This is a genomic window from Microbacterium sp. CCH5-D1 (assembly GCF_001557335.1).
GTDB classification, from domain to species: domain Bacteria; phylum Actinomycetota; class Actinomycetes; order Actinomycetales; family Microbacteriaceae; genus Microbacterium; species Microbacterium oxydans.
The window spans coordinates 1-21,133 of record NZ_LSJW01000192.1; the positions used below are offsets into that span (position 1 = coordinate 1).

The 21,133-nt window shown below is 69.0% G+C and carries 23 protein-coding genes; 13 read left to right on the forward strand and 10 right to left on the reverse strand.

Annotated elements, in window-relative coordinates; genetic code table 11:
* The 3 genes from AX744_RS11530 to AX744_RS11540 form a co-directional block, all read right to left on the reverse strand.
* Positions 1-981, reverse strand: a 981-nt coding sequence (locus AX744_RS11530) for an FGGY family carbohydrate kinase (RefSeq protein ID WP_061016993.1), incomplete at its 3' end; no start/stop codon positions are given.
* An 8-nt stretch (positions 982-989) separates the two neighbouring features.
* Positions 990-1,565 carry a glucose-6-phosphate isomerase family protein gene (locus AX744_RS11535; protein ID WP_046747538.1) on the reverse strand — a complete coding sequence of 192 codons (576 nt, stop codon included), beginning with the start codon at positions 1,563-1,565 and terminating at the stop codon, positions 990-992.
* Positions 1,566-1,742: 177 nt separating this feature from the next.
* A complete protein-coding gene (locus tag AX744_RS11540) occupies positions 1,743-2,441 on the reverse strand; it encodes an alpha/beta hydrolase (protein WP_061016995.1) in 699 nt (232 codons plus the stop codon).
* Between the two features lie 107 nt (positions 2,442-2,548).
* On the opposite strand from AX744_RS11540, the gene AX744_RS11545 reads away from it, so the two are divergent.
* A complete protein-coding gene (locus tag AX744_RS11545) occupies positions 2,549-3,643 on the forward strand; it encodes an AraC family transcriptional regulator (RefSeq protein WP_082738502.1) in 1,095 nt (364 codons plus the stop codon).
* Here AX744_RS11545 and AX744_RS11550 read toward each other — a convergent pair.
* Positions 3,616-4,152: a CGNR zinc finger domain-containing protein gene (locus AX744_RS11550; protein WP_061017000.1), complete on the reverse strand. Its 537-nt coding sequence runs from the start codon at positions 4,150-4,152 to the stop codon at positions 3,616-3,618. The two genes, AX744_RS11545 and AX744_RS11550, sit on opposite strands and share 28 nt — an antisense overlap.
* A gap of 39 nt (positions 4,153-4,191) precedes the next feature.
* On the opposite strand from AX744_RS11550, the gene AX744_RS11555 reads away from it, so the two are divergent.
* The 6 genes from AX744_RS11555 to AX744_RS11580 all read left to right on the forward strand — a co-directional run bounded on the left by AX744_RS11555 (position 4,192) and on the right by AX744_RS11580 (position 11,105).
* The gene (locus tag AX744_RS11555; RefSeq protein ID WP_061017001.1) at positions 4,192-5,178 is read left to right on the forward strand and encodes an EamA family transporter; all 987 of its coding nucleotides are present in this window, start codon (positions 4,192-4,194) and stop codon (positions 5,176-5,178) included.
* A 40-nt stretch (positions 5,179-5,218) separates the two neighbouring features.
* A complete protein-coding gene (locus AX744_RS11560; RefSeq protein ID WP_061017003.1) occupies positions 5,219-5,884 on the forward strand; it encodes a GntR family transcriptional regulator in 666 nt (221 codons plus the stop codon).
* A gap of 3 nt (positions 5,885-5,887) precedes the next feature.
* Positions 5,888-7,414 carry an MmgE/PrpD family protein gene (locus tag AX744_RS11565; protein ID WP_061017005.1) on the forward strand — a complete coding sequence of 509 codons (1,527 nt, stop codon included), beginning with the start codon at positions 5,888-5,890 and terminating at the stop codon, positions 7,412-7,414.
* Entirely contained in the window at positions 7,414-8,316 is a 903-nt protein-coding gene (prpB, locus tag AX744_RS11570; RefSeq protein ID WP_061017007.1) for a methylisocitrate lyase, read from the forward strand. The genes AX744_RS11565 and prpB overlap by 1 nt, the downstream gene beginning before the upstream one ends.
* A 2-nt stretch (positions 8,317-8,318) precedes the next feature.
* Positions 8,319-9,449: a bifunctional 2-methylcitrate synthase/citrate synthase gene (locus AX744_RS11575; RefSeq protein WP_046747546.1), complete on the forward strand. Its 1,131-nt coding sequence runs from the start codon at positions 8,319-8,321 to the stop codon at positions 9,447-9,449.
* Positions 9,450-9,623: 174 nt separating this feature from the next.
* Complete coding sequence (locus AX744_RS11580; RefSeq protein ID WP_061017009.1) at positions 9,624-11,105, forward strand: MFS transporter; 1,482 nt, start codon at positions 9,624-9,626, stop codon at positions 11,103-11,105.
* 8 nt (positions 11,106-11,113) lie between these two features.
* On the opposite strand, the gene AX744_RS11585 is transcribed toward AX744_RS11580, so the two are convergent.
* The 3 genes from AX744_RS11585 to AX744_RS11595 all read right to left on the reverse strand — a co-directional run bounded on the left by AX744_RS11585 (position 11,114) and on the right by AX744_RS11595 (position 12,728).
* A complete protein-coding gene (locus tag AX744_RS11585) occupies positions 11,114-11,617 on the reverse strand; it encodes a ClbS/DfsB family four-helix bundle protein (RefSeq protein WP_061017012.1) in 504 nt (167 codons plus the stop codon).
* Positions 11,617-12,045, reverse strand: a complete 429-nt coding sequence (locus AX744_RS11590; protein ID WP_197429222.1) for a hypothetical protein — start codon at positions 12,043-12,045, stop codon at positions 11,617-11,619. The genes AX744_RS11585 and AX744_RS11590 overlap by 1 nt, the downstream gene beginning before the upstream one ends.
* A 98-nt stretch (positions 12,046-12,143) precedes the next feature.
* Positions 12,144-12,728 (reverse strand): antibiotic biosynthesis monooxygenase, encoded by a 585-nt coding sequence (locus tag AX744_RS11595; RefSeq protein WP_046747548.1) that lies wholly within the window; start codon positions 12,726-12,728, stop codon positions 12,144-12,146.
* A 416-nt stretch (positions 12,729-13,144) separates the two neighbouring features.
* Between AX744_RS11595 and AX744_RS11600 the strand changes: the two genes are divergently transcribed.
* From AX744_RS11600 to AX744_RS11615, 4 genes are all read left to right on the forward strand, one after another.
* Complete coding sequence (locus AX744_RS11600) at positions 13,145-14,647, forward strand: CoA-acylating methylmalonate-semialdehyde dehydrogenase (protein ID WP_061017014.1); 1,503 nt, start codon at positions 13,145-13,147, stop codon at positions 14,645-14,647.
* Between the two features lie 41 nt (positions 14,648-14,688).
* Complete coding sequence (locus tag AX744_RS11605) at positions 14,689-15,891, forward strand: acyl-CoA dehydrogenase family protein (protein WP_061017016.1); 1,203 nt, start codon at positions 14,689-14,691, stop codon at positions 15,889-15,891.
* Complete coding sequence (mmsB, locus tag AX744_RS11610; protein ID WP_058632942.1) at positions 15,888-16,793, forward strand: 3-hydroxyisobutyrate dehydrogenase; 906 nt, start codon at positions 15,888-15,890, stop codon at positions 16,791-16,793. The genes AX744_RS11605 and mmsB overlap by 4 nt, the downstream gene beginning before the upstream one ends.
* Before the next feature lie 111 nt (positions 16,794-16,904).
* On the forward strand, positions 16,905-17,681 hold the full coding sequence (locus AX744_RS11615) for an enoyl-CoA hydratase-related protein (protein WP_061017060.1): 777 nt from the start codon (positions 16,905-16,907) through the stop codon (positions 17,679-17,681).
* Positions 17,682-17,777: 96 nt separating this feature from the next.
* Here AX744_RS11615 and AX744_RS11620 read toward each other — a convergent pair whose 3' ends face one another.
* Genes AX744_RS11620 through AX744_RS11630 form a run of 3 tightly spaced genes read right to left on the reverse strand, consistent with a single transcriptional unit; the run spans position 17,778 to position 19,226 of the window.
* On the reverse strand, positions 17,778-18,221 hold the full coding sequence (locus AX744_RS11620) for a YdeI/OmpD-associated family protein (protein WP_061017017.1): 444 nt from the start codon (positions 18,219-18,221) through the stop codon (positions 17,778-17,780).
* Positions 18,218-18,730 carry an SRPBCC family protein gene (locus AX744_RS11625; RefSeq protein WP_231728796.1) on the reverse strand — a complete coding sequence of 171 codons (513 nt, stop codon included), beginning with the start codon at positions 18,728-18,730 and terminating at the stop codon, positions 18,218-18,220. Before AX744_RS11625 ends, AX744_RS11620 begins: the two co-directional genes overlap by 4 nt.
* The gene (locus AX744_RS11630) at positions 18,690-19,226 is read right to left on the reverse strand and encodes a MarR family winged helix-turn-helix transcriptional regulator (RefSeq protein WP_045264412.1); all 537 of its coding nucleotides are present in this window, start codon (positions 19,224-19,226) and stop codon (positions 18,690-18,692) included. The genes AX744_RS11625 and AX744_RS11630 overlap by 41 nt, the downstream gene beginning before the upstream one ends.
* Positions 19,227-19,383: 157 nt before the next feature.
* On the opposite strand from AX744_RS11630, the gene AX744_RS11635 reads away from it, so the two are divergent.
* Positions 19,384-20,160, forward strand: coding sequence for an electron transfer flavoprotein subunit beta/FixA family protein (locus AX744_RS11635; protein WP_058632939.1), 777 nt, complete (start codon positions 19,384-19,386; stop codon positions 20,158-20,160).
* A gap of 1 nt (position 20,161) precedes the next feature.
* Positions 20,162-21,133 carry an electron transfer flavoprotein subunit alpha/FixB family protein gene (locus AX744_RS11640; RefSeq protein ID WP_061017021.1) on the forward strand — a complete coding sequence of 324 codons (972 nt, stop codon included), beginning with the start codon at positions 20,162-20,164 and terminating at the stop codon, positions 21,131-21,133.

Consider the following 21,133-nt stretch of genomic DNA (forward strand, 5'->3'; position numbering starts at 1 on the left):
GGCCTCGGCCGTCAGCCGTCCGGTCTCCGGGTGGGCGGGGTCGGGGGAGAGGGCCTCGGCGATCCACTGCACGGAGGCACCGCCGGCCTGCATGGTCGCCGTGGGCACGAACGAGCCGGGGACGACGTTGTCGAACGTGAAGGTGCGCATTCCCGGATCGTGCAGCGGAGCGTCCGCTGCGAACGAGATCCACGACGAGGTGCCGAGGCACACGTAGGCGCCGTCCTCCGGAGCGACCACGCCCGATCCGACCGCGGCCAGGGGACCGTCGCCGCCGCCCATCACCACCCGCACGCCCGTGTGCAGCCCGAGCGCGGTCGCAGCGGCATCCGTCAGCGCTCCCGCGATCTGCGTCGACTCGAGGATCTCGGGGAACAGCGCGCGGTCGAGGCGTGCGGCCCGCAGCACCTCGCCCGACCAGGTGCCGGCCGCCTGGTCGTAGGCGTTGGTGCCTGACGCGTCGGAACGGTCCGTCGCCAGACGCCCGGTGAGGCGCAGCACGATGAAGTCCTTCGCGACACAGACCCGGCGCACGCGCGCCCAGACGTCGGGCTCGTTGTCGCGCACCCACATGATCTTCTCGACCGAGTAGGTGGGGTTCAGACGGTGCCCCAGGATCCCGTACGCGCGTTCGGCGCCGATCGCGTCCTCGAGCTCGCGCTGCTGGGCTCCGGCTCTCGTGTCGGCCCAGATGATCGCCGGTCGCGCGGGCTCGCCCTCGGCATCGAGGAGGACGGCGCCCATCATCTGCCCGCTCACCACGAGTCCGACGATGTCGCTCGTGGGCGTGCTGGTGCGGGCGATCAGGTCACGTGTGGCGGCGACGACCGCGTTCCACCAGTCGTCCGGGTTCTGCTCGGCGACGCCGCCCGCAGCGAAGTGCGCGGGGTAGGCGACGGTGACCGAGGCGACGATCCGGCCGTCGTCGTGGTGCAGGGAGGCCTTGTTCCCCGTCGTGCCCAGGTCGTGCGCGATGATCATGGTGGCGCCTATCCCGCGTACGGACGCAGCTCGACGCCCTCGGGTGACCGGTAAGCCCGCGAACCCATCCCGTGCTCCAGCACCCAGCCGTAGTCGTGGCCCGCTCCACCCGGGTACACCGCGAGGAAGGAGTACGGCTCGTCGCCGGTGTTCACCGAGCGGTGCGCCCACCCAGGCGGGATGTAGCCGATCGTGCCAGGGAGCATGTCGAGCCATTCGGTGCGCTCGCCGTCGAACATGAGCAGTCCGCCGCGACCTTTCAGCGCCAGGTAGATCTCGCCCTGATGGTTCGGGTGCTGGTGGCCCTTGGTCATCCAGAGCTCTCCGCTCGTGTCCCCGGGCATGATCGTGGTGATCGACTGGGGCAGCTCGCGGTCGACCTCGGGCACGGGGGAGCTGACCACGGTGTAGACCACGGGGTTCTCGCCGGCTGATGCCGTGGCCCAGGCCTCTGCGTCGAGGAAGAGCCCCTCGAGGTCGGACATCCGCCGGGTGAGAGTCGGCCCTTCGGGCGAGAGCGTGAGCTTCTCGGCGTCGAAGGCGATCGCCAGGGGGGAGATCGGCGGGGCGTGGAACTCGGGCATCGGTGCTCCTCGTAACGGGTGCTGCGACGCTGCGCAACCTGTAATGACAGGTTCACCCTACCTGTTATGACAGGTGGCGTCCAGATCTCCCGGCCCTTCGAATCGCGCGAATGATTGGATCCGAGCGTCAGATGCAACTATTCGCGCGATTCGAAAGTGAGGCGCCCCGCCGTCGCGTCAGCTCAGGCTGGACCCCGCGACCGCGGCATCGATGAGGTCGGCGATCGCGGCCGGCTGCGACGCAAGGGAGGCGTGGCTCGCGTCGAGCTCGATGATCTGACGCGGGTTCATGCGCGTCGCCATGCGTCGTTCGTTGTCGGGATTGATCATCCGGTCGGCGGTCGAGACCTGGTACCAGGTGGGCTTCGCCTTCCATGCGGGCGCCGTCACGGTGTCACCGAACGTCGACCCCAGGGGGGCCTTCTGGGTGACGGCCATGACCAGCGCGTCGTCGGCGGAGAGGTCCTGGGCGAAGCTCTCGTGGAAACGGTCCTGTGCGATCCACAGATAGCCGTCCGAGTCGGGGGCGATGGCGTCGACCGCGGCCGGTGGGTTCTCCTGAGTGATCTGCCCTGCGCTCTCGCCGGCGTCGGGAGCGAACGCCGCCACGTAGACGAGGCCCACCACGTTGGGCAGGTCGCCGGCCTCCGTGATGACGGCGCCGCCGTAGGAGTGCCCGACGAGGAGGACGGGGCCGTCGATCTGACGGACCATCTTCTGCGTGCGCTCTGCGTCGTCGGCGAGGGAGGTGAGCGGGTTCTCGACCGCGTGCAGATCGTCGTAGCCGCGGCGACGGAGTTCGAGGATCAGGGGACCCCAGTGAGCTGCCCCTCCCCAGAAGCCGTGGACCAGGACGATGGCGGGCTTGTCGGACATGTTCGTCTCCTGTCGTTCGCGGTCGCTCGTGCAGGGCGCGCGTGACCTTCGGTTGGTTCCTGGTCTGGAACCAAGAAGAGAGTAGGTTGGACTCTGGGGCAAAAACCATGACTGATGACCTGCGAAAACATGCCGATCCTGCATCGACTGCCGATCATGCCGTGGACGCGCTCTCGGAAGCACTCCTGCACGCTCGCCTGGACGGGCGGGACGCGATGCTCTACGCGCCGCCCGTTCCTTTCCACGTGGACATCCCCTCGGGCGTCACTCGAGTGCACTTCGCCGTCGACTCGCGGCTGATCGTCCGGGTCGACGGTCAGGCGATGCCGATCGTGCTCGAGCCCCGTGATTTCGTGCTGGTCCGTCAGGGGCTCGCGCACAGCATCGCCACCGCCGATTCGACGGTCCCCGCCCGCGAGCTGGTCGAGTCCGACCGCGGCATCGGCGCGGAGGCGGCGCCGGGCTGGGTCACCGGCGAGTTCCGCGCGCAGAGCGAGCTCGGCGGCCCGTCGATGGCTGCTCTTCCCCCGGTGGTGCACATATCGTCGGCCCGGCCGGGAAACGAGTGGCTGGGGCTGAGCCTGCGACTGCTGCTCGATGAGCTCGGACAGCGCCGACCCGGCGCGTGCATCATGATCTCGCGCATCCTGGACCTGGTCTTCATCCATGCCCTGCGGGAGTGGTCGGCCTCCGACAAGGTCGAGCCGGGGTGGCTGGCCACCGCCCTCGACCAGACCCTCGCGCCGGCCTTGGCGGCGATCCACCGTAATCCCGAGCATCCGTGGACGGTCGACGACCTCGCAGCCCTGACGCACCAGTCACGGTCCGCCTTCGCCCACCGGTTCACCGCCGTCGTCGGTCAGTCGCCTGCCGCCTACGTGGCGGAGCGTCGGATGCTTGCCGCCTCGAAGCTTCTCGAGACCACGGCGATGGCGGTCGGTGCCGTCGCGCATGCGGTCGGGTTCGAATCGGAGGCGGCGTTCTCGCGAGCCTTCCGCCGGCGCTTCGGTCGTTCACCGCTGGCCTGGCGGAAGCACTCCCGCCCGCGCATGGCGGGTGTCGGCACGGGTGCGTCGGAGGAGGCTCCTGCGCCGGCTCAGGCCCAGGACTCTGCGTCGGCTCAGGATTCTGCGTCGGCTCAGGATTCTGCGTCGGCTCAGGAGTCGGCGTCGGCTCAGGACTCGGCGCGGCGCGCGCGGTAGGCGGCGACGGCGTTGCGGTTCGCGCACGTGGTGGAGCAATAGCGCTTCGAGCGGTTGCGGGAGAGGTCGAGCGCGATGGCCCGGCAGGTGTCGTCCTCGCAGACGGTGAGGCGCGAGCCCTCGTCGGCACGGATGACGTCGATCAGGGCCATCGCGGTCTCGATCAGGATGCGTTCGGCAAGGGGCTGCTCGTCCGCCACCGCGTGCAGATGCCAGTCCACGCCGTCATGACGGCGCAGCGCGGGGGTGAGGCGGGACTCCGCGAGGGCGTCGTTGACGTGCGCGGCCATCTCGTCGCGCGGCGCCAGCAGCATCGCACGGAGCCGGGGACGCAGTCCGCGAAGCGAGGCGACCTCGGCCTCATCGCGGTCCAGGCGGCCGGTGTAGGGGAACTCGTGGAGGAAGGTGCCCTCGTCGTCGATGTCGGTGAGTGTGTCCGGCTGCTCCGCCGAGTTCGCGAGCCAGACCGCGGAGCGCAACGCCTCTTCCGTGTCATCGGTGAAGATCATATTGACATGTTACAACGCGCGGGAGTAGCGTCATCGATCATGAGCATGGTGAGCGATGACGCGGTTGTGCACTCCGCCAGGGGTGTGCGTCTCGGGCTGCCGCTCGCCCTCGCCGCGGCCTTCGCCTTCGGCATGTCGGGCGGATGGGCGCGGGGGCTCATCGACGCAGGGTGGAGTCCCGGTGCCGCCGTCACCGCGCGCATCTGGGTCGCCGCCCTCGTGCTGCTCGTCCCCACGATCCTGTCGCTGCGAGGACGGTGGACGCTGCTGCGGCGCAATGCGGGCATGATCCTCGCCTACGGGCTGCTCGCGGTCGCCGCGACCCAGCTCTTCTACTTCCAGGCGGTCGCGGTGATGGACGTCGGGCTGGCGCTGCTCATCGAGTACACCGCCCCGGTCGCGGTACTGCTGTGGCTCTGGCTGCGGAGAGGGGAGCGGCCGAGCCGCAAGAGCCTGCTCGGTGCGGCGATCGCTTTCGTCGGGCTCGTGCTCATGCTCGACGTCCTCACGGGTGCCGACGTCAACGTGTCCGGAATCCTGTGGGCCCTCGGCGCCATGGTGGGCGCTGCCGCCTACTTCGTGCTGTCCGCCAAGGCCGACACGGGATTGCCGCCCCTCGCCCTGGCCGGCAGCGGACTCCTGCTCGGGGCACTGGGGCTGACTGCGGCCGGCGCGATCGGCGTGCTGCCGATCGCATGGACGACCGACGACATCTCCTACCGGTTCGGCAGTGTTCCCTGGTTCGTCCCGGTGCTCGCGATGGGGGTGGTGGCGACCGCTCTCGCCTATCTGCTGGGCATCGCCTCGACGCGCATGCTGGGGTCGCGGCTCGCTTCCTTCGTCGCACTCGCGGAGGTCGTGGCCGCGCTGCTGTTCGGCTGGCTGCTGCTCGGCCAGCTCCCCGACCTGCTGCAGGCCTTCGGCGGTGTGCTGGTGTTGATCGGCGTGGTCGTGGTGAAGCTCGGCGAACCCGCCCCTCCCGACCGGAGCGGGGTTTTGTATACGTACAGTCGGCGCAGGGGGTGAGAGGAGGAGTGCAGGGCGGGTTTATGTATACACTGAGGGGATGAGCCTCGTCGCTGAACGCACCTCCGCGGGTGACCGCGCGTATGCGGCGCTGCTCGACGGCATCCAGTCCGGTGCCCTGCCAGCCGGCTTCGTGCTCGGCGAGGTCGAGCAGGCCGAGCGCCTGGGAGTGAGCCGTACACCGATGCGCGAGGCGCTCCGTCGCCTGATCGCCGACGGGCTCGTGGTGCAGCAGTCTCCGCGCGTCACCGTCGTGGCAGACCTCGACGCCGACGACATCCGCTCCCTCTTCGAGATCCGTCGGGCGCTCGAGGAATCCTCGGCACGCCTCGCCGCCGCCCGGGGCGACGCGCAGCTCTTCGCAGCCCTCGCCGACGAGTTCGCGCATGTCGACCTCGACGCCGTCGAGGGTCGAGACGCCTATTACGCGCTCATCGCCCGCTTCGACGCGGCCCTCGACGCGGCCGTCGCCAACGACTACATCGCCTCCGCGCTGCGCACCGTGCGCACCCACCTCGTGAGAGTGCGGCGGATGGCCAGGGACAAGCCCGCCCGACTCGCCGCCTCCGCCGCCGAGCACCGCACCATCGCGGAAGCACTCGCCGCCCGCGACGGCGACCTCGCCGCCCATGCCACGCACGTGCACCTGCACAACGCGCTCGCCGGCATCCTCGACTCCCTTGATTCCCGTAACAGTGAAGGATAAGAAATGACCGTCAGCCACCACGTCCGTGTGCACCGCAGCGACGAGAACCTCGCCAGGGAAGACCAGCTCGCCTGGAAGATCGCCGAGGTCGCCGCCGACCGGGTCGAGGTCGAGCGGCCCGTCGTCGACATGATCATCAACCGCATCATCGACAACGCGTCGGTGGCCGCCGCTTCCCTCACCCGTGCGCCGATCAACGCGGCTCGTGCGCAGGCGTTCAGCCACCCCGTCTCCACCGGCGGCGTCGGCGCGAACCTCTTCGGCGCCGAGCTCGATCACCGCACCAGCCCCGAGTGGGCGGCCTGGGCGAACGGCGTCGCCGTGCGTGAACTCGACTACCACGACACGTTCCTCGCAGCCGAGTACTCGCACCCCGGCGACAACATCCCGCCGATCCTCGCGGTCGCTCAGCACACCGGCAAGGACGGCCAGGCTCTCGTGCGCGGCATCGCCACCGGCTACGAGATCCAGATGGACCTGGTGCGCGCGATCTGCCTGCACAAGCACAAGATCGACCACGTCGCCCACCTCGGCCCGTCCGCGGCCGCCGGTATCGGCACTCTCCTCGGTCTCGACGTCGAGACGATCTACCAGGCGGTCGGCCAGGCGCTGCACACCACGACCGCCACCCGCCAGAGCCGCAAGGGTGAGATCTCCACCTGGAAGGCGCACGCCCCGGCCTTCGCCGGGAAGATGGCCGTCGAGGCGGTCGACCGGGCGATGCGCGGTCAGACCAGCCCCGCGCCGATCTACGAAGGTGAAGACGGCGTGATCGCGTGGATGCTCGACGGCAAGGACGCCTCGTACGACGTGCCGCTGCCCGCCGCCGGCGAGCCCAAGCGCGCGATCCTGGACTCGTACACGAAGGAGCACTCCGCCGAGTACCAGGCGCAGGCGCTGATCGACCTCGCCCGCAAGCTCGGCCTGCAGAACCCCGCGCTGCGCGACCCTGCGAACATCGAGTCCATCGTCATCCACACCAGCCACCACACGCACAACGTGATCGGCTCGGGCGCGAACGACCCGCAGAAGTACGACCCCACCGCGTCGCGCGAGACCCTCGACCACTCGGTGCCGTACATCTTCGCGGTGGCCCTGCAGGACGGCGGCTGGCACCACGTCGACTCCTATGCCCCCGAGCGCGCTGGTCGCGCCGACACGGTCGCGCTGTGGCACAAGATCACCACGGCCGAGGATGCCGAGTGGACGCGCCGCTACCATTCCGAGGACCCGGCCGAGAAGGCGTTCGGCGGTCGCGTCGAGATCCGCCTCACCGACGGTGAGGTCGTGGTGGACGAGATCGCCGTGGCCGATGCGCACCCCCTCGGAGCGCGTCCTTTCGCCCGCGAGAACTACATCGCGAAGTTCCGTCTGCTGGCGCAGCCCGTGCTCGAGCCCGCCGAGATCGAGCGTTTCCTCGCCCTCGTGCAGCGCCTGCCCGAACTGACCGCTGCCGAGGTCGGCGAATTGTCGATCGTCGCGAAGCCCGGACTGCTCGAAGCCGCCGACGCCCCGAAGGGTCTGTTCTGATGCTGTACTCCACCGTCACACCTGCCGAGAAGAGGCGCCTCTTCCGGGAGCGACTGGCCTCCGGGGAGCTGCTGCGCTTCCCCGGCGGGTTCAATCCGCTGAGCGCCCGACTGATCGAGCAGAAGGGCTTCGACGGCGTCTACATCTCCGGCGCCGTGCTCTCCGCCGACCTGGGGCTCCCCGACATCGGCCTCACCACGCTCACCGAGGTCGCCGGCCGCGCCAAGCAGATCGCCCGCATGACCGACCTCCCCGCGATCGTCGACGCCGACACCGGCTTCGGGGAACCGATGAACGTCGCCCGCACGATCCAGGAGCTCGAAGACGCGGGTCTCGCCGGCACCCACATCGAGGACCAGATCAACCCGAAGCGCTGCGGTCACCTCGACGGCAAGGCCGTGGTCGACGAGAACACCGCGATCAAGCGGATCCGTGCGGCGGCCGACGCCCGCCGCGACGAGAACTTCCTCATCATGGCGCGCACCGACATTCGGGCCGTCGAGGGGTTGGACGCCGCGATCGACCGCGCGAAGGCGCTGGTGGATGCCGGCGCCGACGCCGTGTTCCCCGAGGCGATGCGCACCCTGGGCGAGTTCGAGGCGATGGCCGAGGCGCTCGACGTGCCGATCCTGGCGAACATGACCGAGTTCGGCAAGAGCGAGCTGTTCTCCGTCGACAGCCTCCGCGACGCCGGAGTGAACCTGGTCATCTGGCCGGTGTCGCTGTTGCGCATCTCGATGGGGGCTGCCGGCCGCGCACTGGATACTCTGAACGACGAGGGGCACCTGACCTCGAAGCTCGGCGAGATGCAGCACCGCGCCGATCTCTACGATCTGATCGACTACGAGTCGTACAACCACTTCGACTCGGGCGTCTTCAACTTCACCATCACGAAGGAGTGACCATGACCGAGCCGGACATCAAGAAGGGCCTCGCGGGCGTCGTCGTCGACACGACCGCGATCTCGAAGGTCAACCCCGAGACGAACAGCCTGCTGTACCGCGGCTACCCGGTGCAGGAGCTGGCGGACACCCAGCCCTTCGAGGCGGTGGCGTATCTGCTGTGGAACGGCGAGCTGCCGACCCCCGAAGAACTCGCCGCGTTCCGGCTGGAGGAGCGGAAGCACCGCGCGCTCGCCGACAACGTGAAGGCGGCGATCGACCTGGTGCCGCTCGAGGCGCATCCGATGGACGAGGTGCGCACCGCGGTCAGCCTGATCGGCGCGTCCGATCCCGGCGCCGGGGGTTCGGTGCTCGATGCGGGCGGCAGCCCGGAGCAGAACCTCGAGCGCAGCATCCGGCTGTTCGCCGCGCTGCCGGCCATCGTCGCGTACGGTCAGCGTCGTCGTCGCGGTCAGGAGCTCATCGCCCCGCGCGACGACCTCGACTACTCGGCGAACTTCCTCTGGATGACCTTCGGGGAGGAGGCGGACGACGTCGTGGTCGACGCCTTCAACCGGTCGATGATCCTCTACGCCGAGCACTCCTTCAACGCTTCGACCTTCACCGCGCGGGTGATCACCTCGACGCTGAGTGACATCTACTCGGCCGTCGTCGGTGCCATCGGTGCACTCAAGGGTCCGCTGCACGGAGGGGCCAACGAGGCCGTGCTGCACATCTTCGACGAGATCGGGTCGGCGGACGCGGTGGAGTCCTGGCTCGACAAGGCCCTCGCGGAGAAGCGCAAGATCATGGGCTTCGGGCACCGCGTCTACAAGAGGGGCGACTCCCGCGTGCCGACCATGAAGGCCGCCCTCGACACCCTGGTGGAGCACTACGACCGCCCGGAGGTCGCGGCTCTGTACGACGCGCTCGAGTCGGAGTTCGTCGCCCGCAAGGGCATCTACCCGAACCTCGACTACCCCTCTGGTCCCGCGTACAACCTGATCGGCTTCGACACCCTCACCTTCACGCCGCTGTTCGTCGCGGCACGCGTGACCGGGTGGACGGCCCACGTGATCGAGCAGGCCGGATCGAACGCGCTCATCCGCCCCCTCTCCTTCTACGACGGCCCTGACGAGCGCCACGTCGGCTGACCCCGCCCTTCGAATCGCGCGAATGGCTCCATCTCCACCCGGGATGGAACCTTCGCGCGATTCCAACGCTGTAGCGCCCCGGAGGCTCCCGGGTCAAGGTGGCTGCGGCGAAGTCGGCGACGGGAGTAGGACAGACCCCGGGGACGGAAGCGCGTCCCGTACGAAGGAGGGCCCATGTCCGCATCCGACGCCGCCGTCAAGGAGGTCAGGTCACTCGTCCCCGCACGTATGGACCGGCTGCCGTGGTCGCGATTCCACTGGTTGATCGTCGTCGGGCTCGGGTTCTCGTGGATCCTCGACGGCCTCGAGGTGCAGATCGTCGCCGCGAACGGATACGCCGCGACCCTCGGCATGGGGCCGGCCGAGGTGGGGCTCGCCGGCACGTGCTACCTGCTCGGTCAGGTCTTCGGTGCCCTCTTCTTCGGACGCCTCACCGATCGCCTGGGACGCAAGAAGCTCTTCCTCGTCTCCCTTGCCGTGTACCTCGTGGGCTCCGCGGTCGCAGGGCTCGCCTTCGCGCCGTGGTTCTTCTACATCTGGCGCTTCGTGGCCGGCGCCGGTATCGGCGGCGAGTACGCGGCCATCAACTCGGCGATCGACGAGATCATCCCGGCGAGGTACCGCGGACGCGTCGACATCGCGATCAACGGCACCTACTGGGGTGGTGCGGCGCTCGGTGCCGTGGCCAACGTGTTCTTCCTGAACACCGACATCCTTCCCGAGGACATCGGGTGGCGGCTCAGCTTCTTCCTCGGACCCCTCCTCGGACTGCTGCTCATCTACATGCGCCGGCACATCCCGGAGAGCCCGCGCTGGCAGATGACGCACGGACGCGAAGAGGCGGCGGAGCGCAATGTCGACGAGATCGAGGAGCGCATCCGCAAGGAGGGCAAGACGATCCCACCCGTCGACGAGAGCAAGGCCATCACGGTCAAGGAGTACGGCCGCGTGCCGTTCCTCGTGATCGCGAAGGTGCTGTTCAAGAAGTACCCGCGGCGCACGCTGGTGGGCATCACGATGATGGTGACGCAGTCCTTCCTCTACAACGCCATCTTCTTCACGTACGCGCTGGTGCTGGAGAACTTCTACGACACCCCGCCCGCTTCGGCGTCGCAGTACTTCATCGTGTTCGCCGTCGGGAACCTCGCCGGGGCGCTCATCCTCGGGCACTTCTTCGACACCTGGGGTCGCCGTCGCATGCTGTTCGGCACCTACATGCTCGCCGGCCTGATCCTGCTGGTCAGCGCCTTCCTGTTCAACGCCGGGGTGCTGAACGCCGCGACGCACACGGCGTTCTGGTGCGCTTCGTTCTTCTTCGCGTCGGCCGGAGCATCCGCCGCCTATCTGACGGTCAGCGAGATCTTCCCGCTGGAGCTGCGCAGCCAGGTCATCTCGTACATCTTCTCGATCGGTCAGCTGGTCGGCGCGATCGCTCCGGTGCTCTACGGTGCCTTGATCGGGCAGAGCGCCGAGAGCGGCGACCGCGGTCCGCTCTTCTGGGGCTATGTGCTCGGGGCGGCGATCATGATGTTCGGCGGCGTCATCTGCGGAATCTTCGGGGTCAGCGCCGCGGGCAAGTCGCTGGAGGACATTGCGGATCCGCTCTCGCTCGTGGATTCGCCCGACGAGGGGGTCTCGCCGGGGAAGGGGACCTGAGCCGGCGCTCAGCGGGCCCGGAGCCAGCGGCGGATGCGACCACGCGCGTTCCGGTAGGGGGATGAGGTGTTGAGCGAGATCATGCGCCCCATCGTCCAGGCGCGGTACCACGGGGCGCCGTAGAGCTCCTGGTCCGAGCGACTCAGGACGAGGGCTTCGATCCGCTGCTCTGCGTCGTCGAGGCGTGCACGCAGCTCCACCCAGGACGCGTTCTCGTGGTCGCGGGAGAAGTGCTGAGCCAAAGCCCCGAGGTCGTTCCAGCCGAAACCTGCCGCCGGCAGCTCGTCGGGGAGCCCGGCGGCGCGACGCTCGTGCCAGGTGAGCACCTGCTCGTTCCAGCCGATCAGATAAGCGAGAAGGTCCGCCGGACTCATCATGGTGTCCTTGACATGACCGGGCAGCACGAGTTCGCGGGCGGAGTCCGTCGGCACCCGATCGAGGTCGGCGCACAAGCGCGCGTACTCCGTCCGGATCGCCGTGAGCAGGTCGTCCTTCGTCGCGGGGACAGCCATCAGTGCGTCCGGCTGTCCCGCGCGAAGAAGGGTCGGGGCCAGGCGCCCAGCGCGAGCACCGCCAGCACGGTCTGGATCAGGCCGGTCGCGAAGAAGATGCCGTGCAGCGGCGACCAGACGAGCATCATGGCGATCTCGACGAAGATCCAGATCATCATCGTCAGCCCGGCCGCCGCGTGCATCGCCCCCGCGACGCCGAATCGGCCGAACTGCGCGACGAGAGCCAGCGCCTGCACGCCGCCGACGACGACGCCCAGGATGATCCCTGGCCAGACGTAGGAGTCGAAGATGCTGCCGTCGAGCCATTCGGGCGGCAGTCCCATCCCGCCGCCGACCGTCAACCCGACCATTCCGATCAGAGCCGACAGGAGGTTGAGCGCCGCGACGGTGGCGAGAGCGATGCGGAGGGCGCGGGGTGTCGATCGCATGGGCTCACCGTACCGGCCGGTGCCCGCGTGGCGCGGGAGCGGCGGGCGTGGAAAACCGATGCTCGCGGTCGCTCAGGAGCACGACGCCGAGCGCGCGGTCAGCGGGCGAGCCAGCTCCGCAGCGAGCGGGTGACGAACGGGAGCACCCAGTACGCCATGATCGGCGTGAGCACGAGAGTGGTGACGAGCACGCGCAGCCAGATCGGCAGCTCGTTCCAGCCGGGGACGGGGCTCATCGCGTAGGTGAAAGCGAGGTTCACCGGGAAGAAGCCGAGCCAGATCGAGGTCGCCTGCTTCCAGCGCGGCGGGGCGGGTGCGACAGTGACCGTCTCGGTGGTGCCGTCGGAGGACGGAAGCGTGATCGTCCCGGTGGTCGGCTCGTCGAACCAGCCCTCGATCCCGGTGCGGCGCTTGGAGCGCTCGCTGCGCACGAAACCTTCGCCCATCGACAGCCACCATGCCCGCTCGGCCGACTGCTCCCACGCGGTGAGCGAATCCTCGCTCGCGAAGCGGTAGAGCATGTGCCAGACCTGCGAGTCTTCGCCGGCGCGCACCCAGCCTGAGCCGAGGAAGCCCGGATACTTCGTCGCGAGGTTCACCCCCGTCTGCACCCAGGCGGTCGCCTCGACGATGCGCTCGGGGTCGACTTCGCGGCGGATGGACACGGTGAGGGGTTCGGACATGGTGCGGTCCTCGGGGGAACGGGCGTCCGGGGTGAAGACGCCGAAGCGGATGCGCCAGGGGTGGCAGCGCACCGTCGATTCTAATTCGGATGCGGCGTGCTCCAGGCCGTTCCCGCCTCCACGAGGAGGACCCCCGCCGACCCGATTCGGCGGGGGTCACGCGGCGTGGGAGCCGCGACGGGAGCGAGAACGCTCACCGTGCGCGCGGTGGACGTGACACCCGATCCGGTCTGAGTCTCTGTCCGCGCATCTGCAGTTCTACCCGGGCGAGATGGCCGGACGGTGAACGCGGTGCGAACACCCGACACTGCCGCGCGCGAGGTCGATCCGGAAGATACAAGGATGTCCTAGTAAATGTCCGGTGCTCCGAGTAAACTCCCCAATGTGCCAACGACGGCACGGAGGGATGTCACACAATGACTCGTACTATCCCGCACTTCGTGGGCGGATCGCTTCTCACTCCCGATTCGGGTCGCTTCGCCGACGTGTTCGATCCGAGCACGGGCGCTGTGCAGGCCAGGGTTCCGCTCGCATCGGCCGACGAGGTGCGCCGCGTGATCGGGAACGCCGAAGAGGCGCAGGTGGGGTGGGCAGCGACCAACCCGCAGAAGCGCGCCCGCGTGCTGCTGCGCTTCCTCGACCTGGTGCAGCGCGAGATGACGTCTCTGGCCGAACTCCTCGCGAGCGAGCACGGCAAGACGGTCGACGACGCGAAGGGCGACATCCAGCGGGGGCTCGAGGTCATCGAGTTCTCCGCCGGTGCTCCGCACCTCCTCAAGGGCGAGTACTCCACCGGCGCCGGAACCGGCATCGACGTGTACTCGATGCGGCAGCCGCTCGGGGTCGTCGCCGCGATCACACCCTTCAACTTCCCCGCCATGATCCCGCTGTGGAAGGCCGGCCCCGCGCTCGCCGCCGGTAATGCGGTCGTGCTCAAGCCCAGCGAGCGTGACCCTTCCGTGCCGGTGCGCATCGCCGAACTCCTCCTCGAGGCGGGCCTGCCCGCCGGCGTCCTCAACGTGGTGCACGGCGACAAGGAGGCGGTCGACACGCTGCTCACCGACGACCGCATCCGCGCGGTCGGCTTCGTCGGGTCCACGCCCATCGCGGAGTACATCTACGCGACGGCCGCAGCCCACGGCAAGCGCGCGCAGTGCTTCGGCGGTGCCAAGAACCACATGATCGTGATGCCGGATGCCGACCTCGACCAGGCCGTCGACGCGCTGATCGGCTCCGGCTACGGCTCGGCGGGCGAACGCTGCATGGCCATCTCGGTCGCCGTGCCGGTGGGGCAGGAGACCGCAGACGCCCTCGCCGCGAAGCTCACCGAACGTGTCGCCCAGCTGCGGGTGGGCCCTTCCCTCGCCGCGGACGTCGACTACGGACCTCTGGTCACGCGGGCGGCCGTCGAACGGGTGGAAGGCTACATCCAGCAAGGGATCGACGAGGGTGCGACGCTGCTCGCCGACGGTCGCGGCTTCACGGTCGAAGGGCACGAAGAGGGGTTCTATCTCGGACCGACCCTCTTCGACCACGTCACCACCGACATGGCGGTCTACCGCGAGGAGATCTTCGGCCCTGTGCTGGTGATCGCCCGCGCCGCCGACTACGAGGAGGCGCTGCGCATGGCCTCGGAGCACGAGTACGGCAACGGCGTCGCGATCTTCACGCGCGACGGCGACGCCGCACGTGACTTCGCGGCCCGCGTCGAGGTCGGGATGGTCGGGGTGAACGTACCGATCCCCGTGCCGATCGCCTATTACACGTTCGGCGGGTGGAAGCGCAGCGGCTTCGGCGACCTCAACCAGCACGGCACCGATGCCTTCCGCTTCTACACGAAGACCAAGACGGTGACGAGTCGCTGGCCCGCGGCAGGCATCCGCGACGGCGCCAGCTTCGTCATCCCCACGATGCACTGACCCTTCGACAAGCTCAGGGACCCAACTTCTAAGGAAAAGCGATGACCATGACCACCGTCACCACCACCGCCGAGGAGCGCGAGGCGATCATCGGCGCCGTCCGCGAGTTCGCCGAGACCGAGCTCGCCCCCCACGCCGCGGAACGCGACGAGAAGCACCTGTTCCCCCGGGAATCGCTGAACCGTGCAGGAGAGCTCGGGCTCGGCGGTATCTACGTCGACGAGGAGTTCGGGGGCAGTGGACTCAGTCGGCTCGACACCGTCGCGATCTTCGAGGAGCTCGCGAAGGGTGACCCGGCGGTCGCGGCGTATATCTCCATCCACAACATGGTCGTGTGGATGATCGACACCTACGGTGATGACAGCCAGCGCGCGACGTGGCTGCCGCAGCTCACCGCGATGTCGGAGTTCGGCGGCTACTGCCTCACAGAGCCGGGGGTGGGGTCTGATGCGGCCAACGTCGCGACGAGTGCGGTCCGCGACGGCGACGATTACGTGCTCACGGGAGTGAAGCAGTTCATCTCCGGTGCGGGCGAGGCCGCCGTCTACGTCGTGATGGCGCGCACGGGAGAACCGGGAGCACGCGGTATCAGCGCGTTCCTCGTGCCGGGAGACTCCGAATCCCTCAGCTTCGGCGCACCGGAGAAGAAGATGGGGTGGCATGCGCAGCCCACCCGACAGGTGATCCTCGACGGCGTCCGAGTCCCGGCATCCGCCATGCTCGGCGACGAGGGACGCGGGTTCGCGATCGCGATGTCGGCGCTCAACGGCGGTCGGCTCAACATCGCCGCGTGCTCGCTGGGCGGGGCGCAATGGGCGCTCGACAAGGCTGTGCAGTACGTCCACGAGCGGATGGCGTTCGGCGAACCGCTCGCCGAGAAGCAGTCGATCCTGTTCGCGATCGCCGACATGCGCACCGACCTGCACGCCGCCCGGCTGATGGTGCGCGATGGCGCGCAGGCGGTCGACGAGCACGCGCCGGACGCGACGATGCGTTGCGCCATGGCCAAGCGGTTCGCGACCGATGCCGGATTCGACGTCGCCAATCGCGCCCTGCAGCTGCACGGCGGCTACGGCTACCTGCAGGACTACGGGATCGAGAAGGTGGTCCGCGACCTGCGGGTGCACCAGATCCTGGAAGGAACGAACGAGATCATGCGTCTGATCGTCGGACGCGAGATGCTGCGACCGGCGGGCTCGGCGTCCGTGCAGCGTGGCGGAGATCAGATGCGGAGCGCATCATGACCGGGTCGTCGTCGAAAGCGGCCGTGGCCTTCCTCGGACTCGGGCACATGGGACTGCCGATGGCGAAGAACCTCGTCGCCGCCGGTCATGAGGTGCACGGCTTCGACCTGGTTCCGGCGGCGATCGAGGCAGCGCGGGCGGCCGGCATCGCGGTGGCGGCGAGCGGGGCGGAGGCCGTGGCGGAGGCGGATGTCGTCATCACGATGTTCCCTGCAGGCAAGCACGTGATCGAGGCGTATCGCACCGAGCTGCTCGCGGCGGCCCGCCCGGACACGCTCTTCATCGAGTCGTCCACCATCGCGGTCGACGAGGCCCGTGCCGCGCACGCGCTCGCTCTCGCCGCCGGACACCGCAACGTCGATGCCCCGGTGTCCGGGGGAGTGGTCGGCGCGGAGAACGGCACTCTCGCGTTCATGGTGGGCGGGTCGGACGAGGACTTCGCCGCGGCACTCCCACTCCTCGAGGTGATGGGAAAGCGCATCGTGCACTGCGGCGGATCTGGGCTCGGACAGGCGGCCAAGGTCTGCAACAACATGGTGCTCGCGGTCTCGCAGATCGCCGTCGCGGAGGCATTCGTGCTGGGGGAGCGCCTCGGGCTCGAGCACCAGGCGCTCTTCGACGTCGTGTCCCAGGCGTCAGGGCAGTGCTGGTCGATCACGACGAACTGCCCCGTGCCCGGACCGGTGCCCACGAGCCCGGCGAACCGCGACTACCAGCCCGGATTCGCCGGTGCATTGATGGCGAAGGACCTCGGTCTCGCGCTGCAGGCGATCGAGCAGACGTCGACGGATGCGCGGATGGGCCGACTCGCCCAGGAGATCTACGCCGCGTTCGCTGCCGGAGACGGGGCGAGCCGCGACTTCTCCGGCATCATCACCGACATCCGCGACGACCGCGTGTGATGACGGCCGTTCGAATCGCGCGAATGGTTCCATCGGGCACCTGGGAGCCACCATTTGCGCGATTCGAACGCAGGGGTGAAGGTGGAACGCAACCACGACGGAGAGGGCGACATGACCGAGTACGAGACGATCCTGGTCGAGCAGCGCGGACGGGTGGGGTGGATCACCCTGAACCGGCCGGAAGCGCTGAATGCGTTGAACAGCAGAATCGCCGAGGAGGTGACCGCCGCCGCGCTCGCTTTCGATGCGGACGAGGGCGTCGGCGCGATCGTGGTCACCGGGTCGGAGAAGGCGTTCGCCGCGGGTGCCGACATCAAGGAGATGGAGGGCATGTCGGCGGCGCAGATGCTCGAGACCGATCACTTCGGTGTGTGGCATGAGTTCGCCGCGGTGCGCACCCCCGTGATCGCGGCCGTCTCCGGGTTCGCGCTGGGCGGCGGGTGCGAGTTGGCCATGATGTGCGACATCATCCTCGCGGCCGACAACGCCAGGTTCGGGCAGCCCGAGATCAATCTCGGCGTGATCCCCGGCATGGGTGGCACGCAGCGTCTGATCCGTGCAGTCGGCTACTACAAAGCAGCCGAGCTCGTGCTCTCCGGCCGGTTCATGGGGGCGGAGGAGGCCGAGCGCTCCGGCCTCGTGTCCCGTGTCGTGCCGACCGCGGAGCTCCTGACCGAGGCGACGAAACTCGCCGACACCATCGCCTCGAAGTCGCTCCCGTCCGTGTTCGCCGCCAAGGCCGCGCTGGACGCGGCGATGGAGACGACCCTCGCCGAAGGGCTCGCGCACGAGAAGCAGGCGTTCGCCGCGCTGTTCGACACCGCGGATCAGAAGGAGGGCATGTCGGCCTTCCGGGAGAAGCGGTCACCGGACTTCCAGAACCGCTGACCGCTCGTGAACGACTCCGCAGAACTGAGGACGCCATGCCGGAAGCGGCGCTCTGCGTGGTGCCCGATGAGTACTTCTGCGGAGTTCGTCACGCCGTCAGCTGCGGAGTGCGTCGACGATCTTCGTGATCCGGCGTTCGCGCGTCGCCTCCTGCTTCGCCTCGGCCACACTTCGCGCGTGCTCCTTGCGCACCGAGTACGACAGGGCGTCGAAGGCGGAGCGCAGTGCGGGGTCGGCGTCCAACGCGGCGGCGAGCTCGGGCGGAACGTCGACCGTGCGCTCGGCCGCATCCACTCTGATCACGGCGTCGATCTCCTGGCCGATGTCGAGCCCCAGGTCGGCGCGGACGGCCTTGCTGAAGCCGATCATGTTCTCGCTGCCCATGCGTGCCAAGCGCAAACGCGCGGTGCGCCCACCGATCGTCACGGCCACGGGGAACGCCTTGCCCGCACCCAGGGACGCGACCTGATCGTCGGTGAGCAGGATGGCCGCCGCGGGGCCGCGGCCGGTGAGGACGGTGTGCAGGCGCAGTTCGCTCATGCCGAAAGAGTACGCCCGGGCTCCCCGAACTCGGCGGCGAGAATGGCGTTGCGCTCGGAGATCAGGCGGCGCATGTACCTGCCGAGGACCAACGCGTCGACCAGCCGACCGAGCGGACCGAACGGTGAGCGGAACGTCACGGTGTCGCGTATGAGCGTGCCCTCCGGATGCTCCTCGAAGCGGTGCTCGTGCAAAAACGCGGCGAACGGCCCGGCGATCTGCCGATCCGAGAACCCGTGCGGCGGATCGACGTCGAACACCAGCGAGCGCAGTCGGAACGGGATGCCGAAGTGGCGTGCTCGCCAGGTCGCCGTCGTCCCCTCGGTGAAGACGCCGCCCGCCGGCGCCTCGACCATCGTCTCGCCGAATCGGGCCATGCTCTTCACGTGCAGTTCGGGGTCGAGCGAGGCGGCGAACACCTCGGCGGGCGTCGCGCCGATGACCGTCTCGAGCGCGAACCGCGGCATGTCAGAGCGCTTCGGGCTGCGGACGCGGGTCGGCGAAGTCACCGGCGTCCTTGCGCAGCCGGGCCACGATCGCCACGAGCTCCGCCGCGTCGTCGCGGCTCAGGCCGGGCTCGGCGAAGACGTCGGCGTTGAGAGCCCGGGTGGCGCGCTCCACGAGTTCCCGACCGGATTCGGTCAGCACGAGGAGTGCGGCGCGTCCGTCGTGCGGGTGCGGCTCACGCGCGATCAGACCATCGCGGACCAGACGCTCGGCCGTGCTCGTGACCGTGGTCGGGTGCACCTGGAGGCGGGCGACCACGCTGGACAGCGGAAGGCTGCCCGCGCGGCTGAACGCGAGCAGTCGCAGCACCTCGTAGCGGGCGAAGCTCAGGGCGAACGGCTTGAGCGCCGCGTCGACGCGTGCGAGCAGCAGCTGCTGGGCCCGCATGACCGAGGTGACCAGGGCCATGCCGTCGGCGGCCTCCGTCCATCCGTGCGCGAGCCACTGCCGCTTCGCCTCGGCGAGCGGATCGATGGGGAGCGGACGGGGTCTGGCCATCTCTCTACGGTAGTGGCGGGAGTGCGGGGCACGGCGACGGCGCGCGACGCACTCGATCTCGGCACATCTCAGCCCCGGTCAGCGCTGAGTCTCAGTCGCAAGTGGGTTGGTACTCAGTATCGCGGTCTAGAATTGCAGGAGTCGTGAGGAGCAATCGATGAAGATCTTCGTCCTGGTCAAAGAGGTGCCGGACACCTATGGCGATCGCAAGCTGAATCTCGAGACCGGACTCGCCGATCGCGCGGCGGGCGACGTCGTGCTCGACGAGATCACTGAGCGGGCCCTCGAGGTCGCGCTCAGCTACGCCGACAAGAACGACGGCACCGAGGTGGTCGCGGTCTCGATGGCTCCGGAGAGCTCGACCGCGTCCGTGCGCAGGGCTCTCGCGATCGGTGCCGGATCCGCCGTGCACATCGCCGATGAGCAGCTCACCGGCGCCGATCTCGGACTCACCGCCGAGGTGCTGGCCGCGGCCATCCGCCGCGGCGCTCCCGACCTCGTCATCACCGGCAACCTGTCGACGGACGGCTCCGGTGGAGTGATCCCCGCGATGCTGGCCGAGCACCTCGGATTCGCCCAGGCCACCGCTCTCACCTCGGTCGAGATCGCCCCCGACGGCATCTCCGGAGTGCGAGGCGCCGACGCCGGGAGCCAGCCGGTCTCGGCGCCGCTGCCCGCCGTGATCTCCATCACCGAGGCGCTCCCCGACGCGCGCTTCCCGAACTTCAAGGGCATCATGGCGGCGAAGAAGAAGCCGCTCGAGGTGCTCTCCCTCGCCGACCTCGACGTCTCGGCCGATCCGTCCGTCGCCCCGCGCACCATCATGACCGCGGTGGCGGAGAAGCCCCCGCGCGCGGCCGGAGTGAAGATCATCGACGAGGGCGACGCCGCCGACAAGCTCGTCGACTACCTCGTGCAGAACAGGCTGGTGTGAGATGACCTCTTCCGAGAACCCGATCCTCGTCCTCGTCGACATCGACCCCTCCGGTTACGTCGCGACCAGCACGGCCGCCCTCATCGGCGCCGCCTCCACGATCGGTTCGCCGGTGGCCCTGATCGTCGGCGGCGGTCCCGCGGCCGTGGATCAGGCAGCGGCGGCGGGGGCATCCGTGGTGCTGACCGCCGACGGGGAACCGGCTGCGCTCACGGTGCCGATCGTCGACGCACTGCAGGCAGCCGCAGCCCAGGTGCGACCCGATGCCGTCCTCATCTCGAACTCGATCTCCGGCCGCGACGTCGCCGGGCGCTTCGCGGTGCGCACGAAGAGTGCGCTGTCGGTCGATGCCGTCGGGGTCTCGCGCGATGACGAAGGCGTCGTGGCCCACCACTCGGTCTACGGCGGGGCGTACCTGGTCGATTCGGCTCCCACGTTCGGGACTCCGGTGATCACGGTGCGTCAGGGAGCTGTCGACGCGCGCGCCGAAGCCGTCGCATCGCACTCGGTCGAGGTGCTCGATGTCACTCCGTCCGGGGCCGTCGCGGCCACGGCGGGCCCGGTCGAGGCGGTGGAGGTCGCCTCCTCCCGTCCCGAGCTGCGGGGAGCCACGAAGGTGGTCTCCGGTGGCCGAGGTCTTGCGTCGAAGGAGAAGTTCGTGCTCGTCGAAGAGCTCGCCGACGCGCTCGGCGCGGCCGTCGGTGCCTCGCGCGCGGCCGTCGACGCGGGCTACATCCCGCAGTCCCATCAGGTCGGACAGACCGGCGTCTCGGTGTCGCCGCAGCTGTATGTCGCACTCGGCATATCCGGAGCGATCCAGCACCGCGCGGGCATGCAGACATCGAAGAACATCATCGCCATCAACAAGGACGCGGATGCGCCGATCTTCGACGTCGCGGACTTCGGCATCGTCGGCGATGTGTTCACCGTGGTCCCACAGGTGATCGCGGCACTCGAGGCACGGAAGAAGTAG

What these genes read in the sequence shown, in the direction of transcription:
- AX744_RS11535 (WP_046747538.1), bottom strand. Translation starts at nt 1,565, where the DNA reads ATGCCCGAGTTCCACGCCCCGCCGATCTCCCCCCTGGCGATCGCCTTC.
- AX744_RS11540 (WP_061016995.1), bottom strand. Translation starts at nt 2,441, where the DNA reads ATGTCCGACAAGCCCGCCATCGTCCTGGTCCACGGCTTCTGGGGAGGG.
- AX744_RS11545 (WP_082738502.1), top strand. Translation starts at nt 2,549, where the DNA reads ATGACTGATGACCTGCGAAAACATGCCGATCCTGCATCGACTGCCGAT.
- AX744_RS11550 (WP_061017000.1), bottom strand. Translation starts at nt 4,152, where the DNA reads ATGATCTTCACCGATGACACGGAAGAGGCGTTGCGCTCCGCGGTCTGG.
- AX744_RS11555 (WP_061017001.1), top strand. Translation starts at nt 4,192, where the DNA reads ATGAGCATGGTGAGCGATGACGCGGTTGTGCACTCCGCCAGGGGTGTG.
- AX744_RS11560 (WP_061017003.1), top strand. Translation starts at nt 5,219, where the DNA reads ATGAGCCTCGTCGCTGAACGCACCTCCGCGGGTGACCGCGCGTATGCG.
- AX744_RS11565 (WP_061017005.1), top strand. Translation starts at nt 5,888, where the DNA reads ATGACCGTCAGCCACCACGTCCGTGTGCACCGCAGCGACGAGAACCTC.
- prpB (WP_061017007.1), top strand. Translation starts at nt 7,414, where the DNA reads ATGCTGTACTCCACCGTCACACCTGCCGAGAAGAGGCGCCTCTTCCGG.
- AX744_RS11575 (WP_046747546.1), top strand. Translation starts at nt 8,319, where the DNA reads ATGACCGAGCCGGACATCAAGAAGGGCCTCGCGGGCGTCGTCGTCGAC.
- AX744_RS11580 (WP_061017009.1), top strand. Translation starts at nt 9,624, where the DNA reads ATGTCCGCATCCGACGCCGCCGTCAAGGAGGTCAGGTCACTCGTCCCC.
- AX744_RS11585 (WP_061017012.1), bottom strand. Translation starts at nt 11,617, where the DNA reads ATGGCTGTCCCCGCGACGAAGGACGACCTGCTCACGGCGATCCGGACG.
- AX744_RS11590 (WP_197429222.1), bottom strand. Translation starts at nt 12,045, where the DNA reads ATGCGATCGACACCCCGCGCCCTCCGCATCGCTCTCGCCACCGTCGCG.
- AX744_RS11595 (WP_046747548.1), bottom strand. Translation starts at nt 12,728, where the DNA reads ATGTCCGAACCCCTCACCGTGTCCATCCGCCGCGAAGTCGACCCCGAG.
- AX744_RS11600 (WP_061017014.1), top strand. Translation starts at nt 13,145, where the DNA reads ATGACTCGTACTATCCCGCACTTCGTGGGCGGATCGCTTCTCACTCCC.
- AX744_RS11605 (WP_061017016.1), top strand. Translation starts at nt 14,689, where the DNA reads ATGACCATGACCACCGTCACCACCACCGCCGAGGAGCGCGAGGCGATC.
- mmsB (WP_058632942.1), top strand. Translation starts at nt 15,888, where the DNA reads ATGACCGGGTCGTCGTCGAAAGCGGCCGTGGCCTTCCTCGGACTCGGG.
- AX744_RS11615 (WP_061017060.1), top strand. Translation starts at nt 16,905, where the DNA reads ATGACCGAGTACGAGACGATCCTGGTCGAGCAGCGCGGACGGGTGGGG.
- AX744_RS11620 (WP_061017017.1), bottom strand. Translation starts at nt 18,221, where the DNA reads ATGAGCGAACTGCGCCTGCACACCGTCCTCACCGGCCGCGGCCCCGCG.
- AX744_RS11630 (WP_045264412.1), bottom strand. Translation starts at nt 19,226, where the DNA reads ATGGCCAGACCCCGTCCGCTCCCCATCGATCCGCTCGCCGAGGCGAAG.
- AX744_RS11635 (WP_058632939.1), top strand. Translation starts at nt 19,384, where the DNA reads ATGAAGATCTTCGTCCTGGTCAAAGAGGTGCCGGACACCTATGGCGAT.
- AX744_RS11640 (WP_061017021.1), top strand. Translation starts at nt 20,162, where the DNA reads ATGACCTCTTCCGAGAACCCGATCCTCGTCCTCGTCGACATCGACCCC.